This window comes from Pseudomonas extremaustralis, from assembly GCF_900102035.1.
GTDB lineage: Bacteria > Pseudomonadota > Gammaproteobacteria > Pseudomonadales > Pseudomonadaceae > Aquipseudomonas > Aquipseudomonas extremaustralis.
In genome coordinates this window covers 6429714-6444390 of record NZ_LT629689.1, presented here as the reverse complement: position 1 = coordinate 6444390, position 14677 = coordinate 6429714, and the positions used below count along the sequence as shown (strand labels likewise).

General features: G+C 57.6%; 15 protein-coding genes, 1 tRNA gene and 1 pseudogene. 2 read left to right on the top strand and 15 right to left on the bottom strand.

Translation table 11 applies throughout. The features are described from left to right. Positions 1-30: 30 nt before the first annotated feature. Positions 31-1428 carry a hypothetical protein gene (locus tag BLR63_RS29700; RefSeq protein ID WP_010566158.1) on the bottom strand — a complete coding sequence of 466 codons (1398 nt, stop codon included), beginning with the start codon at positions 1426-1428 and terminating at the stop codon, positions 31-33. A 373-nt stretch (positions 1429-1801) separates the two neighbouring features. On the opposite strand from BLR63_RS29700, the pseudogene BLR63_RS29695 reads away from it, so the two are divergent. Together BLR63_RS29695 and BLR63_RS29690 are read left to right on the top strand one after the other, a co-directional pair. Next, positions 1802-2369, top strand: a pseudogene (locus tag BLR63_RS29695) (PAS domain-containing protein); the annotation flags it as partial. A gap of 409 nt (positions 2370-2778) precedes the next feature. Then, a complete protein-coding gene (locus BLR63_RS29690) occupies positions 2779-4104 on the top strand; it encodes an OprD family porin (RefSeq protein WP_042947115.1) in 1326 nt (441 codons plus the stop codon). A gap of 192 nt (positions 4105-4296) precedes the next feature. Here BLR63_RS29690 and BLR63_RS29685 read toward each other — a convergent pair. From BLR63_RS29685 to BLR63_RS29620, 14 genes are all read right to left on the bottom strand, one after another. Beyond that, a tRNA-Lys gene (locus BLR63_RS29685) sits at positions 4297-4372 on the bottom strand. A 63-nt stretch (positions 4373-4435) separates the two neighbouring features. After that, a complete protein-coding gene (gene queC / locus BLR63_RS29680; protein ID WP_042947126.1) occupies positions 4436-5110 on the bottom strand; it encodes a 7-cyano-7-deazaguanine synthase QueC in 675 nt (224 codons plus the stop codon). A 16-nt stretch (positions 5111-5126) separates the two neighbouring features. After that, positions 5127-5774 carry a 7-carboxy-7-deazaguanine synthase QueE gene (gene queE, locus BLR63_RS29675; RefSeq protein ID WP_010566155.1) on the bottom strand — a complete coding sequence of 216 codons (648 nt, stop codon included), beginning with the start codon at positions 5772-5774 and terminating at the stop codon, positions 5127-5129. Positions 5775-5938: 164 nt separating this feature from the next. Further along, positions 5939-6775: a tol-pal system protein YbgF gene (gene ybgF, locus BLR63_RS29670; protein WP_010566154.1), complete on the bottom strand. Its 837-nt coding sequence runs from the start codon at positions 6773-6775 to the stop codon at positions 5939-5941. Between the two features lie 6 nt (positions 6776-6781). Beyond that, complete coding sequence (pal, locus tag BLR63_RS29665; protein ID WP_003175795.1) at positions 6782-7282, bottom strand: peptidoglycan-associated lipoprotein Pal; 501 nt, start codon at positions 7280-7282, stop codon at positions 6782-6784. 52 nt (positions 7283-7334) lie between these two features. Beyond that, complete coding sequence (gene tolB, locus BLR63_RS29660; protein ID WP_042947113.1) at positions 7335-8615, bottom strand: Tol-Pal system beta propeller repeat protein TolB; 1281 nt, start codon at positions 8613-8615, stop codon at positions 7335-7337. 17 nt (positions 8616-8632) lie between these two features. Next, entirely contained in the window at positions 8633-9706 is a 1074-nt protein-coding gene (gene tolA, locus BLR63_RS29655) for a cell envelope integrity protein TolA (RefSeq protein ID WP_010566152.1), read from the bottom strand. Then, positions 9706-10158, bottom strand: a complete 453-nt coding sequence (gene tolR / locus BLR63_RS29650; RefSeq protein ID WP_162097537.1) for a protein TolR — start codon at positions 10156-10158, stop codon at positions 9706-9708. The genes tolA and tolR overlap by 1 nt, the downstream gene beginning before the upstream one ends. 23 nt (positions 10159-10181) lie before the next feature. Continuing rightward, the gene (gene tolQ / locus BLR63_RS29645; RefSeq protein ID WP_010566150.1) at positions 10182-10877 is read right to left on the bottom strand and encodes a protein TolQ; all 696 of its coding nucleotides are present in this window, start codon (positions 10875-10877) and stop codon (positions 10182-10184) included. Position 10878: 1 nt separating this feature from the next. Beyond that, a complete protein-coding gene (ybgC, locus tag BLR63_RS29640) occupies positions 10879-11334 on the bottom strand; it encodes a tol-pal system-associated acyl-CoA thioesterase (protein ID WP_010566149.1) in 456 nt (151 codons plus the stop codon). Positions 11335-11473: 139 nt separating this feature from the next. Beyond that, positions 11474-12532 carry a Holliday junction branch migration DNA helicase RuvB gene (gene ruvB / locus BLR63_RS29635; protein WP_003193867.1) on the bottom strand — a complete coding sequence of 353 codons (1059 nt, stop codon included), beginning with the start codon at positions 12530-12532 and terminating at the stop codon, positions 11474-11476. After that, positions 12533-13144 carry a Holliday junction branch migration protein RuvA gene (gene ruvA, locus BLR63_RS29630; protein ID WP_010566148.1) on the bottom strand — a complete coding sequence of 204 codons (612 nt, stop codon included), beginning with the start codon at positions 13142-13144 and terminating at the stop codon, positions 12533-12535. 67 nt (positions 13145-13211) lie between these two features. After that, positions 13212-13736 (bottom strand): crossover junction endodeoxyribonuclease RuvC, encoded by a 525-nt coding sequence (gene ruvC / locus BLR63_RS29625; RefSeq protein WP_010566147.1) that lies wholly within the window; start codon positions 13734-13736, stop codon positions 13212-13214. 156 nt (positions 13737-13892) lie between these two features. After that, the gene (locus BLR63_RS29620) at positions 13893-14639 is read right to left on the bottom strand and encodes a YebC/PmpR family DNA-binding transcriptional regulator (protein WP_010566146.1); all 747 of its coding nucleotides are present in this window, start codon (positions 14637-14639) and stop codon (positions 13893-13895) included. Between the last annotated feature and the right edge of the window lie 38 nt (positions 14640-14677).

The window sequence follows — 14677 nt, the reverse complement described above, 5'->3', positions numbered from 1 at the left end:
TGGGGCTTGCCGCATTGACCAGCATGCCCCTCAGCGCGTCAGCACATCCGGATCATCCTGCAACAGGACTGAATCATGCATCTTCACCAATGCATCCTTCAACGTCGACTGCTCCAGCGCATCCTTGGATTTTTTGCTTTCCCTGCCCGCATGTTCGAGCAGTGCCAGGTAGTCGCGCTTGGATGAACCGTCCTTCGGCACCACGGTATCTTCTACCAGGTTGGCCATCACATACTTTTGCGTGTGGGTATTCTGGGAAGCCGCCTGCGTGACGGAAGCACGGGTCAGTTGGCCGTCTTGATAGGCAAGGCTCGCGGTGCTGCTGGCCCTGTCCTGCACTTCCACATAAAGGTAATTTTGCGATTCGCGACTGCCATCAAACACCGGCGGTTTCCCACCATCAAGGCCTTTGTGGAAGCTTGCCGACAGCACCGATTGCTGGTTCTGGGTGACGCTGCGATCCGCGCTGCTGCGACCATTGACCTGGGTTTTCTGCGACACATTGTAGGAAAAACTGTCGACCTCTGAAGGGCGCATTGAGTTGGAACTGTCTACGGCCTGCTTGATGGATGCTTTGAAGTCGGCCAGTCCGGTCAGCAGGCCTTTGTCGCTCGGATTATTACTCAAGGCATCCACGGCGGCGCTTTGCGGGTAGTTACTGTTCATGGCGCTGAATGCGTCTTTGAACATCGCCATCAAGTCGGCGTTGGCACTCCCTCGCTTTTCCACTCGGTCGAACTGGGCGAGATAGGTTTTCAGCGCGTTGGCCTGTTGTTTGGCATCGCCGAAGATCGCAGGGTTTTTCAGGTCCACCGCCAGGTCAATGCTACCCGCCGGGCCACTCATGCGTGTCGTGCGGCTCTGGCTGTCGGCGTGAAAGGCCAAAGTCAGGTCATCATTACCCTGGGACGTCACCTTGGCATTAAGGTCTACGGACGCCAGCACCTTTGAATCGAACTGCGTCAATTGGCTCAGGTCGAGTTTTGGTGGCACGGCAGTGAGCCCATCGACCGAGGCTTGGAACGCACTGCCCAGTTGACCGACGGCCTTGAGCTCGTCAGCAGTCAAATCGCCCCCCTCGACCGTAGCCTGCACGCCCAGCCCATCTTTCTGGCTGGACAGGCTGAAGGTGACGATCTTGCCGCTGGCGGTCTTGATGCTGAGGCTGACCTGGTTGTCGGCCTTATTGTGCAGCACGGCCTGGTCGGTCTTGAGTGCGCTGGCGTCCCCGGCTCGGTCAGCCGTGGTGTTGAGTACGGACTGTGAAATGCCCGCACCGCCGCCCTGGGTGAATTGCGCCACCAATGCCGCTCCCAAGCCGCTGTAGCGACTGGCTGTGGAGATCGAGTTAAAGCTGGCGTTTATGATCTTGGTGACTGCGTCCTGACTGCTATTTTCCCAGGCACGTACACTTTCCCGGCCCGGCATCTGCCCGTCTCGGGAGTAGATATCAACGACATCGGCAGGCGGATTGCCGAGACTGACCAACGAAGCAGGTCGAACCGGTGAGACATCGACAGTGTTCGCCAACGTGGCGGGCGGTGTGGCGGTAGCGCTAACAATGAGAGGATTGCTAGCGATGATCGGCATTAGCGTAGTCATGACAGTCCATGTCTTAAAAGCTGAGTAGCCTTCAATCTAACCAAGACACACCGCGATTAAAAGCATTGCCGTCGATATACATAGCAAAGAGCCACACAACAAACTGTCTCTGCAATGCAGCGCTCAGGAAGTCGCTGGTAAGACAACACATATCTTAATGACATGATGGGTGCCACTTAATCCCCTCGGCAAAACTCAAATGAATAGCACCGTCGGGATGGGCTGTGAGGCCAGCGAGCTGACCGCCTCCGGCCTGGACCAAAACGAAGCGTTCATCCAGCGCGTGCTGGGCAACACCAACGATTGCGCCAACCTACTCGACCTCGATGACCGTCTCACCTTCATGAGCGAAGGTGGCCAGAAAATCATGGAAGTCAGTGACTTCAACGTCATCCGCGGCTGCCCCCTGGCCGGACTTCTGGAAACATCAGGGCCACCTCGATGCCAAAACCGCCGTGCAGGCCGCCAAAAACGGTAAGAGCGCAAGCTTTATCGGCCCCGCCGAGACCTTGGCCGGCAACCTGAAATGGTGGCGTGTGCAGGTCAGCCCGATCCTTGGCAGTAACGGCCAGCCGGAACAGATCCTCTGCGTATCCCGCGACATCACAGCCCTGCATGAAGCCGAAGACGCCTTGCACAAGCTCAACGAATCCCTGGAACAACGGGTGCTGGAGCGCACCCGCGAACGTGACCGCATCTGGCGCCTGTCCCCGGACCTGACGCTGGTGGCCCAACTCGACGGCGTGATCTCTGCCGTCAACCCAGCCGGCTGAGCACAAAATAATCGAATTGGCGTCTTGCCGCATCGACATGACCCTCGCGAAGCAGCAAGGAGGCGATTTGGTGTGCGCTATCCCACTCTCTAGACGTGCTTGAGCATCGGCTTGTGTGAGCTCAATTGTTACAGAAATGGATAATTACTTTCGCGAAAAACGTGATCATTATTTCGACGGGAAAGTGTTATAAGTTTTCCACCTTAGGGCCCGCCCTATATTAAAAATAAACCGTTATAAAACGGTGTATCACTGTGCGCAGTCACTGGGCTGCGACGTAGAGCTTTCTTCTTATCTGCCATCGACTTATGACTGTTCGCTTTTAACCGCCTGACTTCAGGAATTCTCCTGCTGGTCGTGGGTTGAAAGGCGAGGCAGTTCTATTAAAACTGGGGAACGAAAAATGTCTTCAAAGTGTAATTGGATGGCGCTGGCGGTCTCACTGGGTGTTAGTCAACTAGCGTCAGCTGCTGGTGTGGACGACCAGGCGACGGCCAAGGGATTTGTTGAAGGCAGCAGTCTGAACCTCTTACTTCGCAACTTTTATTTTGATCGTGATGGTAAGAATTCGGCAGGCGATAAGCAGGACTGGTTGCAAGTGGTCCAAGGCAACTTCACTTCCGGCTTCACCCAAGGCACCGTCGGTTTTGGTGTGGATGCCTACGGATACTGGGGGGTGAAGCTGGACGGTGGCAAAGGCAACGCGGGCTCAGGCAACTTGCCGGTCGACAGCAACGGCCGGCCGGAGAATGATTTCAGCAGCGCAGGCGCGTCGATCAAGGCACGATTCTCCAAGACTGAGCTGCATTATGGCAACTTGCAGCCCAACAACCCCGTCCTGGCCACTGCGGGTACTCGCGCCACCCCTCAAACGGCGACCGGCTTCAACCTGTTGAGCAGTGAAATTGAAGGGTTGAACCTCGACGCGGGACACTTCACCAGCAGTAACGGTCCGACCACAACCAACAATAGCCATGAACTGTATGCAGGTTATGCAAACATACCGGCCAAAAGCATTGACTATCTCGGCGGCAAATATGCGCTGACGGATAATCTGTCCATGAGTTTGTTTGCGTCGGACCTCAAAGACGTCTGGCATCAATATTATGGTAATGCCAACTACACCATTCCGTTCACTGCCGATCAATCACTGAACCTGGACTTCAATATCTACCGCACCAACGATTCCGGCCAGTCCAAAGCCGGTACTATCAACAACACCACTTGGTCATTGGCGGCGGCTTACTCTTTCCTGAGCGCCCATACGGTTACACTGGCATTCCAAAAAGTTCATGGCAACACTCCGTTTGACTATGTGGCCGTCGGTAATAACAAGTCAGGTGATTTGGCCGACTCCATCTTCCTGGCCAACTCGGTTCAATACTCTGACTTCAACGGCCCTGGCGAAAAGTCCTGGCAGGCCCGTTACGACCTGAACATGGCGGCTTACGGCGTGCCGGGGCTGAGTTTTATGACGCGCTATCTCAACGGTGACAATATCGACGGCACCCACATGCCGGTCGGCAGTGCTTACCAGGCCTACGGTTATGGCGCCGATGGCAAGCATCACGAAACCAACTTTGAAGCCAAATACGTGGTGCAAACCGGTCCAGCCAAAGACTTGTCGATGCGAGTGCGCCAAGCCTGGCACCGCGGCAACGCCGATCAGGCCGAAGGGGACTACAACGAAACCCGCCTGATCGTGGACTACCCGATCTCGATTTTCTAATCGGACAACCATCGACCCAACCTGAAGACCGCAATACGTTGACGGCCAGTTTCAGCCCCGCTGAGACTGGCCGTTTGTTTACATAACGCCGAGTCTGGATTCGATTGCGCGGCAAGCTGCCAAATCGCAGGCAAAAAAAACCCGGAAATCCTCACTTGCGTGGGCCTTCCGGATTTTCTAAACCGCCAAAAATGGTGGGTCGTGTGGGATTCGAACCTACGACCAATTGGTTAAAAGCCAACTGCTCTACCAACTGAGCTAACGACCCGCTGTGTGGTGGCGCGTATAATACTGATTTCTAAGGATTATTCAACACCTTATTTGAAATAAATCAGAAATAACGCGTTGGGTCCGCAATTCCGGCCGCTTGGAAGCCTTCTGCACGCAGTCGGCAGCTGTCACATTTCCCACAAGCACGGCCGTCATTGTCTGCCTGATAGCAGGAAACAGTCAGCGAATAATCGACGCCAAGTCCTATGCCGGCCTTCACGATATCGGCTTTGCTGAGGTTCTGCAGCGGCGCCAGGATACGGAAACCATGCCCTTCGACACCGGCCTTGGTTGCCAGGTTAGCCATGCGCTCGAACGACTCCACGAACTCTGGGCGGCAGTCCGGGTAACCGGAATAATCCACCGCATTGACGCCAATAAAGATGTCGCGGGCATTCAATACTTCTGCCCAGCCAAGGGCCAGGGACAGAAACACAGTGTTGCGAGCCGGTACGTATGTCACCGGAATGCCTTCTCCCGGCGTTTCCGGCACGTCGATGCTGCTGTCGGTGAGGGCTGAGCCACCGATCCCGTTGAGATTCAGGCCGATCACCTTGTGTTCGGCCACACCCATGTCATGCGCTACGCGGGCAGCAGCATTCAGCTCGGCGCGATGGCGCTGGCCGTAGTCGAAACTCATGGTGTAGCAGGTGTAGCCCTCTGCCTGCGCCATCGCTACCACGGTGGCGGAGTCCAGGCCACCGGACAACAGGATGACAGCGCGTTTTTGATCGATCGTTTGTTCAGTCATTTCAGCGCCCCGGCTCGTCGTTCCAAAGATATTTATGCAGTTGCAATTGCAGGCGCACTGGCAGATTGTCAGCCACCACCCAGTCGGCCAGGTCCCGAGCATTCAGATCATGGTGGCTTGGGGAGTACAGCACCTCGCCCGCGCGACGGTCCAGGCCATACTGAATAAGCTTGGAGTTCGCCCAGTCGTAATCTTCACGGGAACAGATGACGAACTTGACCTGATCGTTGGCCGTCAGCAACTCAATGTTCTCATAGCGATTGCGGTGCGCTTCCTTGGAGCCCGGAGTCTTGAGATCGACCACTCGGCTCACGCGCGGGTCCACCGCCGAGATATCCAGGGCGCCACTGGTTTCCAGGGAGACCTCGTAGCCGGCATCACACAACTGTTTGAGCAAGGGAATGGCATTGGGTTGCGCCAGGGGCTCGCCTCCCGTCACACAGACGTAACGTGGCCGATAACCGGCAACCTGCTCCAGGATGTCGTCGAGGGAGCGCACAGTGCCGCCACTGAAGGCGTAGGCGCTGTCACAGTATTGGCAACGCAAAGGACAGCCGGTCAAGCGCACAAACACTGTAGGCAGGCCAGCCGTTCGCGTTTCACCCTGCAACGAGTAAAAAACTTCGGTAATTCGTAATGTGTCTTGCATAGTCGCCACGGGCGTAACAGCTAAACAGGCTGTCCGCCTCCGTCAGGCACTTCAAGAGACCCCGCCAACGCGTAGACCCCAGGAAGCGTGTTTCATAAAAGGGCGTGGATTCTAACGAAAAAACCCGCGGCAAGCGCGGGTTTCTTCTAGACGGAAGGCATCGCTTACAAGCGTTGCAGATCCCGTTGGGCCAACTGGGCAGCAGACGTCCCAGGATATTGGGCCACCACCTGCTGCAGAATGCCTTTGACCTTGTCGGTATGACCCAGGCGGCGCTCTACGTCAGCGAGTTTGTACAGCGAATCCGGCACCTTGGCGTGCTTGGGGTACAGCTGGCTGACCTTGGCAAATGCTTGGCCGGCACCCTGCAGATCACCCTTTGCCAGGTTAACCTCGCCCAACCAGTATTGGGCATTGCCCGCGTACTGGCTATTCGGGTATTTGCGCAGGAATGCGGTAAATGCCTGACTGGCTTTATCGAAGTCCTTGGCTTTGATCAGGTCGAAGGCTGCATCGTAATACAGCTTTTCTTTCGCCGGATCACCCGGTTCGCTGCTGGCGGCAGGGGGTTGGCTGCCAGCTGCGGCCCCAGCCGCAGCACCAACGGCGACGGCACTTGGCGCGCCACCGGCAGAAGAATTATCAGGAGTAGCGGCAGGTGTAACGCCGGCTCCTATACGTCGATCAAGATCCTGGTAACGCTCCAGGCCTTCTTGCTTCAGCTGGTTCACTTGATTCTGCAGAACTTCAATGGCGCCCTGCTGCTGCGACAATTGATCCTGCATGCGTTGCAGCTGGTTGAACAGTTCGCCCTGTGCCGAGGGCGCGGACGTAGCCGCCCCCCCAGCATAGGCGCCGTTCGTGCCATAACCTGCTGGCGGATAACTGCTCCCGCTATTGTTATAGCCTGAGTTGCTATCTACCACAGGAACCGCAGCCCACACCGCAAGCGGAGCGAGGCTGAGAGCCAATACAGTTAGAGCACGACGGCACGTTCGCATGACGAATTACTTACGCAGTTCGACGCGACGGTTTTGAGCCCAGGACTGCTCGTCGTGGCCAGTAGCGACTGGACGCTCTTTACCGTAGGAAACCAGTTCCAGTTGGCCTGGAGCAACACCTTGCAGTACCAGGTAACGCTGAACGGCTTTCGCACGACGCTCGCCCAGTGCCATGTTGTACTCACGAGTACCACGTTCGTCAGTGTTACCTTCCAGTACAACGCGAGCGCCGTTAGCTTTCAGGTCTTTGGCGTGAACGTCCAGAGCGCGCATGGCTTCTGGTTTCAGATCCGAACTGTCGTATTCGAAGTAGAAAGTGGTGATAGCGCGCAGAGCAGCTTCTTCGCTCAGGGAGCCGTCAACTGCACCAGAGTTAGCGCCGTAACCAGCGTTTGGATCAACAGCTGCGCCTTCACCGGCATTGTCGCCGCCTTTAGACGAGCAACCAACGGCTACGGACAGAGCCAGAGCCAGAGCAGCAAACTTACCAAACTTCAGCATTTCCATCGTGAAACTCCTAATGAACCCCAGTGTGTTAAGCAAATCATGTAGCGCCGCGTCAGTTCAGGTAAGGGGACCAGGATGGTTCTCTGACTTCGCCTTGTGCGGTAGGAAGCGGGAGCCTTACGCGTCCATTAATGGACACGAGCATCAAGACTCCCCGGCCCTGCTGGCGGGTGGCGTAGATTACCATGGTGCCGTTGGGCGCAACAGTGGCTGACTCATCTAGGTTGGTATCTGTGAGGATTTTTACGGTTCCGCGCTGCAAATCCTGGGCCGCAACCCGGAAATTAGTGAAACCATCCTGACGGTGAATCATCACCAACGTCTTTTCATCAGCCGAAAGCTTAGGGTTGGCATTGTAGTTACCGATAAAGGTCACGCGTTCCGCGCCCCCGCCGCCAACACTTGTTTTATAGACTTGCGGCTTACCACCACGATCGGAAGTGAAATAGATGGTCGAACCATCTTTACCCCAGAACGGTTCGGTATTGATACCTGGACCGCTGGTTACGCGAGAGATCTGGCGCGAAGCCATGTTCATCACATAGATATCCGGGTTGCCGTCTTTGGACAACACGAACGCCAGGCGCGAACCATCCGGAGACCAGGCCGGCGCACCGTTGAGGCCTTCGAAGTTGGTGATCTGCTCACGACGCCCCGTGTCAATGTGCTGGACGAAGATGCGCGGACGCTTCTGCTCGAAAGACACGTAGGCAATGCGCTTGCCATCCGGTGCGAAACGCGGCGACAGGATTGGCTCGCGCGATTGCAGCAAAGTGACAGCCCGCGCACCGTCGTAGTCCGAGCGTTGCAAGGTATAACGCGTGTTGTCTACGGAGAATCGTTCAGCCGTTACATACAGCAGACGCGTCGAGAAAGCCCCCTTGATACCGGTGAGCTTTTCAAACGACTGGTCCGAAATGTAGTGGGCCATGTCCCGCAGTTGTTCGGCAGTGCCCGAAACGCTGCCGGTCAGGACCTGCTGTTCAGTGGCCACGTTGAACAACGTGTACTGGATCTGCAGGCGACCACCCGCCGGAACGATGTTGCCGACCATCAGGTACTGGGCGCCAACGGCTTTCCAGTCACGGAAGATGACTTCGCTGGCCTGGGTTGGCTGGCTGATCATGTTGCCTTTCGGAATCGGCGCGTAGTAACCGGAGTTGCGCAGGTCGTCGCTGACGATCTGGGCCATGTCGTCCGGCAGAACACTGCCGCCCTGCCAACCGAACGGTACGACCGCGATCGGGGTGGCCCGATCGCTACCGCTGGTGACCAGGATGTTCTTTTCATCCGCCGCCGCTATCCCTGCCATACAGCAAATAACGACAAGCATTCCTCGAAGAAGGTTTCTCACAAGGCTAGATCCTCAGGTGTGAATGTCATCTTGAATGAACGATAGGGAGCGAAGTCGCTTGGTTTCATTCCCTGCATCTCGGTCAACCGGCCAATGTTCTTGACCGCGGCAACCGCCGAACTGTCGAACGAACCGTCACCACTGGACTTGGCCACGCTGACCGAAGTCACCGTACCGTCCGGCAACATGCCGATCTGCAGCACTACTGTCATGCCTTTACGTGCCGAAGGTGGACGCGTCCAGCCTTCTGCTGCCCGTGCCCGAATCAGGTCGTCGAAACTGCCCGCGACTTCGTCACCCCGTTCATCGGCCAAAGCTTGCTGACGCTGCGGCGTGTCGGAAAGCAGATCTGCCAAGGCCTGGGCCTTTTTCTCTTCGGCGGATTTGCGCGCTGCTTCCTGGGCCTTTTTCTTGGTGGCATCGGCGGCAGCTTTCTTCTTCGCATCATCGGCGATTTTCTTTTTCGCCTCGTCTGCTTCAGCTTTTTTCTTGGCGTCTTCGGCGGCTTTCTTCTTCGCGTCTTCGACTATCTTTTTCTTGGCCTCTTCAGCGGCCTTTTTCTTGGCCTCTTCCTCGGCAGCTTTCTTCGCTTCGTCTTCGGCTTTCTTCTTGGCTATATCAGCCAATTGTTTCTCTTCGGCTTTTTTCGCTTCGGCAGCTTTCTCGGCTTTCTTGGCTTCATCAGCCTTTTTCGCCTCGTCGGCCTTCTTGGCTTCGTCAGCCTTTTTCGATTCCTCGGCCTTTTGAGCCGCCTCTTCTTTCTTTTGTTCCGCAGCAGCCTTCACCGCTTCCTGCTCGACCTTCTTCTGTTCCATCTGCTCGACTTCAGTCTGGCGCGCAGCCGACTTCTGGGCCTCACCCGCAATCTTCTGATTGGTCTGGGTGGTGGCCTGGCTTTTCGATTTCAGCTGATACAGGGTCGCCTGCACGATCGGCTTGGCTGGCGGCAGGTCCGGGGTCATGGCAAAGCTGACGAACAGCAGGCCAAATACCAGGACGTGCAGGGCGATTGCCCAGACGCTAGGCCAGAAGAAGCTTTCCGAGGCGGACGGCTCTCGCTGTTGGTGCATCAGGGCGCCTCGGTAATCAAGCCAACGTTACCGACGCCGGCCTTCTGCAGCCCGCCCATGGCGCCCATGACAGAGCCGTAGTCGACAGACTTGTCGCCCCGGATGAACACCTGGGTGTGCTTGCCGCCTTCGTTGCCGGAGCGAATGATCTTGGTCACCGCATCGGTCATCGCGGGCAAGGTCAGGGCCTTGTCTTGCTGCTTCTGAGTGTCGACTTCGCTGCCAAGGTTCCAGTAATAGGTCTTGTCAGCCTTGATCGAAATGGTCAGGACCTGAGTGTTGTTGTCTTGCGGCAGGGCTTCACTGGAAACCTTGGGCAGATCAACCTTCACGCCCTGGTTGAGCATCGGCGCGGTCACCATGAAGATCACCAGCAGCACCAGCATCACGTCGATGTAGGGCACTACGTTCATCTCAGCGACCGGCTTGCGCTTTTTGCGAGATCGAGCGATTAAAGCCATTGGGAATTACCTGCTTATTCTTCGCTGGTGTGCACTTTACGGTGCAGGATCGCCTGGAATTCTTCGGCGAAGGTGTAGTAACGAGCGATCAACGTTTCGCTAGTGGCAGCAAAGCGGTTGTAGGCGATTACTGCGGGGATAGCGGCGAACAGGCCAATCGCGGTGGCAACCAGGGCTTCGGCGATACCCGGAGCCACGGTGGCGAGGGTCGCTTGCTGGGCCTGGGCCAGGCCGCGGAAAGAGTTCATGATCCCCCACACGGTACCGAACAGGCCGATGTATGGGCTCACGGAACCGACAGTCGCGAGGAACGGCAGGCTCTGCTCCAGCTTCTCTTCTTCACGGGAGATCGCGACGCGCATGGCACGGGCCACACCTTCCATTACCGCTTCAGGGTCAACGCCCGGTTGCTGGCGCAGGCGGGAAAACTCCTTGAAGCCGGCGCGGAAGATCTGTTCGACGCCCGAATCCGGATCCGGGTTGCTGCCAGCCTGGCGGTACAGCTTGGACAGGTCGATTCCCGACCAGAAGCGCTCTTCAAAGCTCTCCAGGGCACGTCGACCGGCACGCAGCAGGTTGCTGCGCTGAAAAATCATGACCCAAGAGGTAACCGATGCGGCTACCAGGGTCAGCATGACCAGTTGAACCACAACACTGGCATTGCTGACCAGGCTCCACATGGAGGAATGGTCGACGACGGTAGGTTCCACGCTAAATCTCCTGCTTTGATTGTTTACCCGCGCCGCTCACGGCGGCAAAGGCCGCACGTAGAGTTTCGGGAATGGCCCGAGGTTTCAAACTGCTGGTGCGCACACACGCCACCAGGAACTGCCCCTCACAGAGCAGCGTTGCATCCGTTGCCCGCCTGACCTGCTGCTTGAAACGCAGGCTGGCACGGTTCAATTCGATTACTTGCGCGCTGACCAGTAACTCGTCATCCAATCGCGCCGGCGCGTGATACCGAGCCTCGCTGGAATGCACAACGAATAACAGGTCCTCCCCTGCCAGCTCGGATTGGGCAAAGCCCAGCTCCCGTAGCTGCTCGGTTCGAGCCCGCTCCATGAACTTGAGGTAATTGACGTAATACACGATGCCGCCAGCATCGGTGTCCTCGTAATAAACGCGACAACGATGTGCGAACGACTGATCCCCATTTTGCGCGCGCATACTCTAGTGCTTACTCCTCAGGTTGCCAATCCGCTCAGGCAACTGTTTTTTCATTCTCTGAAACATTTCCAGTGACTGAATGACGACGCCAGCCACTAGGACAGCACAAACCTTGAATAAATCAGCTCAGGTAGCCTTTTTAATCGTCCACTGCATCGAGGAATTCGTCTACCACAGGCATCTCACCCAATCGTGACGGAATGTTTAGCCCAAAGTGCAAATAGGCGTGGCGCGTCACCACCCGGCCCCGTGGCGTGCGCATGATGTAGCCCTGTTGGATCAGGTACGGCTCCAGCACATCTTCGATGGTATGACGTTCTTCACTGATGGCCGCCGCCAGACTGTCGACCCCGACAGGGCCCCCGTCGAACTTCTCGATCATGGTCAAGAGTAGTCGTCGATCCTGATGATCGAAGCCATGCTCGTCCACATCCAGCAGGTTCAAGGCCAGGTCGGCCACGGCCTTGGTGATATGGCCCTTGGCCCGAACCTCGGCGAAGTCGCGCACGCGACGCAACAGTCGATTGGCGATGCGTGGCGTGCCGCGGGCCCGGCGGGCTATCTCAAACGCGCCTTCCGGGTCCAGCGGCAAACCGAGAATGCTCGCCGAACGGCTGACGATGGTCGCCAGGTCCGCCGTGCTATAGAACTCCAGACGCTGAACGATGCCGAAACGGTCCCGCAGCGGGTTGGTGAGCATCCCGGCACGGGTGGTCGCGCCGACCAGGGTGAACGGCGGCAGGTCGAGTTTGATCGAGCGGGCCGCCGGGCCTTCGCCGATCATGATGTCGAGTTGGAAGTCTTCCATCGCCGGGTACAGTACTTCCTCGACGATCGGTGAAAGACGATGGATTTCGTCGATAAACAGCACATCGTGCGGCTCAAGATTGGTCAGCAACGCCGCCAGGTCACCCGGACGCTCCAGTACGGGGCCGGAAGTGGACTTGATCGACACGCCCATCTCCTGGGCAATGATGTTCGCCAGGGTGGTCTTGCCCAGACCCGGCGGGCCAAAGATCAGGGTGTGATCCAGGGACTCGCTGCGCCCACGCGCGGCCTGGATAAACAACTCCATCTGCTCGCGCACGGTCGGCTGGCCGATGTACTCGGCCAGGCTCAGGGGGCGGATGGCGCGGTCCTGGACTTCTTCGCGGTCCCGAGGGCCGGTGGCCGCGATCAGACGATCAGCTTCAATCACTTAAATCATTCCCTTCAGGGCTCGGCGGATCATGTCTTCGCTGCTCAGGTTCTTGTCCTTGATGGCCGACACCGCCTTGCTGGCTTCCTGCGGCTTGTAGCCCAGGGAAATCAGCGCACTGACCGCATCGCTTTCGGCACTGGCCACCTGACCCGCTGGCATATCCGGCTGGTTTGGCACCAGGGCGAACATGCTTGGCGCCACTTCCCAGGCTTTAAAGCGGTCCTTGAGTTCCACGAGCAGGCGTTCGGCGGTTTTCTTGCCCACACCCGGCACCTTGGTCAACGCCGAGGTGTCCTGGGCGGAAACGGCACGTACCAACTCGTCCACTTCGAGGCTCGACATCAGTGCCAGGGCCAGTTTCGGGCCGACGCCATTGAGGCGAATCAACTCGCGGAAGAAGTCGCGGTCGCGCTTGCCGATGAAACCATAGAGCAGTTGCGCATCTTCGCGCACCACCAAGTGGGTGTGCAGGGTTATTGGCTCACCGACCGACGGAAGGCGATACAGGGTGGTCATGGGCACTTCCAGCTCATACCCCAGCCCGTTGACATCCAGAATCAGGTGCGGCGGCTGTTTCTCAGCCAGGGTGCCGCGCAAGCGTCCAATCACGGTTCAGATCCTTAAAGCTTGGGGTCAGATCGAGGCCTGACCGGAAATAACGATTGCGCTGATGCTATCAGAGACGCAGGCGCCCGCCACGACTGCGTGCCGCACCCAGCCCGTGGGGCAACAGGCTGGAGCGGGTGTGCGCATGGCAAATGGCGATCGCCAGGGCGTCGGAGGCATCGATTTGAGGTTTCGAGGTGAGCTTGAGCATATGCATCACCATCATCATCACTTGCTCTTTATTCGCCGCACCGGTGCCGACCACGGCTTGCTTGACCTGAGTCGCGGTGTATTCGGCGATTTCCATGCCCTCCTCGGCACCGGCCACAATGGCGGCGCCGCGAGCCTGCCCGAGCTTGAGGGCCGAATCGGCGTTTTTGGCCATGAATACCTTTTCGATCCCCATGGTCACCGGACCGTAGGTCTGGATCACTTCACGCACGCCACGGTAGACGATCTGCAGGCGTTCGGCCAACTCGCCCGCGCCGGTGCGGATACAACCCGAGGCGACGTAGATGCAGCCGCGCGGGGTCTGTTGCACTACGCCAAAACCGGTGATGCGCGAACCGGGGTCGATACCTAGGATTAAAGTCATAACGCCTGCAGGTCGGGTAAAACAATTCTTGAAACAGGGAAGATCCAATGTGGGAGGGGGCTTGCTGCCGATGGCGGAGGTTCAGTCGATTGATAAATAACCGACACACCGCCATCGGCAGTAAGCCCCCTCCCACATGTCGATCCACGTTGCCCGTCAGCCTAGCTGTTCGGCCACTGACTCCGGGATGTCGGCGTTCGAATAGACGTTCTGCACATCATCCAGGTCTTCGAGCATATCCAGCATCTTCAACACTTTCTGCGCACCCTCCAGGTCCAGCTCGGCACTGGTGGTCGGCAGCATCACGATTTCCGCGTCGGTGCCTTTGAATCCGGCGGCTTCCAGCGCGTTACGCACGGCATAGAATCCGGCGAACGAGGTGAACACATCGATGGAGCCGTCTTCGTTGGTCACCACGTCGTCGGCATCGGCCTCCATGGCGGCTTCCATCAGCGCATCTTCATCCGTACCCGGCGCGAAGGATATCTGCCCCTTGCGCTCAAACAGGTAGGCCACCGAACCATCGGTCCCCAGGTTGCCGCCGCATTTGCTGAAAGCATGACGCACGGCGGCCGCGGTGCGGTTACGGTTGTCGGTCATGCACTCGACCATCACGGCCACGCCGCCGGGGCCGTAGCCTTCATAGGTCAGTTCGACCATGTCGTCGGTATCGGCAGCGCCGGCGCCGCGGGCCACGGCCCGGTCGATGATGTCGCGACTCATGTTGGCGCCAAGGGCCTTGTCCAGCGCCAGGCGCAGGCGCGGGTTGGAGCCGGGGTCACCGCCACCCTGGCGGGCAGCGACGGTCAGCTCGCGAATCCACTTGGTGAATATCTTGCCTTTCTTGGCATCCTGACGCTCTTTGCGGTGCTTGATGTTCGCCCACTTGGAATGGCCAGCCATAACACAACTCCGAAATTCTCTAGAAACCTTATCAACCC

Coding starts and splice junctions, on each gene's coding strand:
- BLR63_RS29700 (WP_010566158.1), bottom strand. CDS start 1,428: ATGCCGGGCCGGGAAAGTGTACGTGCCTGGGAAAATAGCAGTCAGGAC.
- BLR63_RS29690 (WP_042947115.1), top strand. CDS start 2,779: ATGTCTTCAAAGTGTAATTGGATGGCGCTGGCGGTCTCACTGGGTGTT.
- ybgC (WP_010566149.1), bottom strand. CDS start 11,334: ATGCGCGCGCAAAATGGGGATCAGTCGTTCGCACATCGTTGTCGCGTT.
- BLR63_RS29620 (WP_010566146.1), bottom strand. CDS start 14,639: ATGGCTGGCCATTCCAAGTGGGCGAACATCAAGCACCGCAAAGAGCGT.
- ruvC (WP_010566147.1), bottom strand. CDS start 13,736: ATGACTTTAATCCTAGGTATCGACCCCGGTTCGCGCATCACCGGTTTT.
- tolB (WP_042947113.1), bottom strand. CDS start 8,615: ATGCTTGTCGTTATTTGCTGTATGGCAGGGATAGCGGCGGCGGATGAA.
- queE (WP_010566155.1), bottom strand. CDS start 5,774: ATGCAAGACACATTACGAATTACCGAAGTTTTTTACTCGTTGCAGGGT.
- tolA (WP_010566152.1), bottom strand. CDS start 9,706: ATGCACCAACAGCGAGAGCCGTCCGCCTCGGAAAGCTTCTTCTGGCCT.
- ybgF (WP_010566154.1), bottom strand. CDS start 6,775: ATGCGAACGTGCCGTCGTGCTCTAACTGTATTGGCTCTCAGCCTCGCT.
- pal (WP_003175795.1), bottom strand. CDS start 7,282: ATGGAAATGCTGAAGTTTGGTAAGTTTGCTGCTCTGGCTCTGGCTCTG.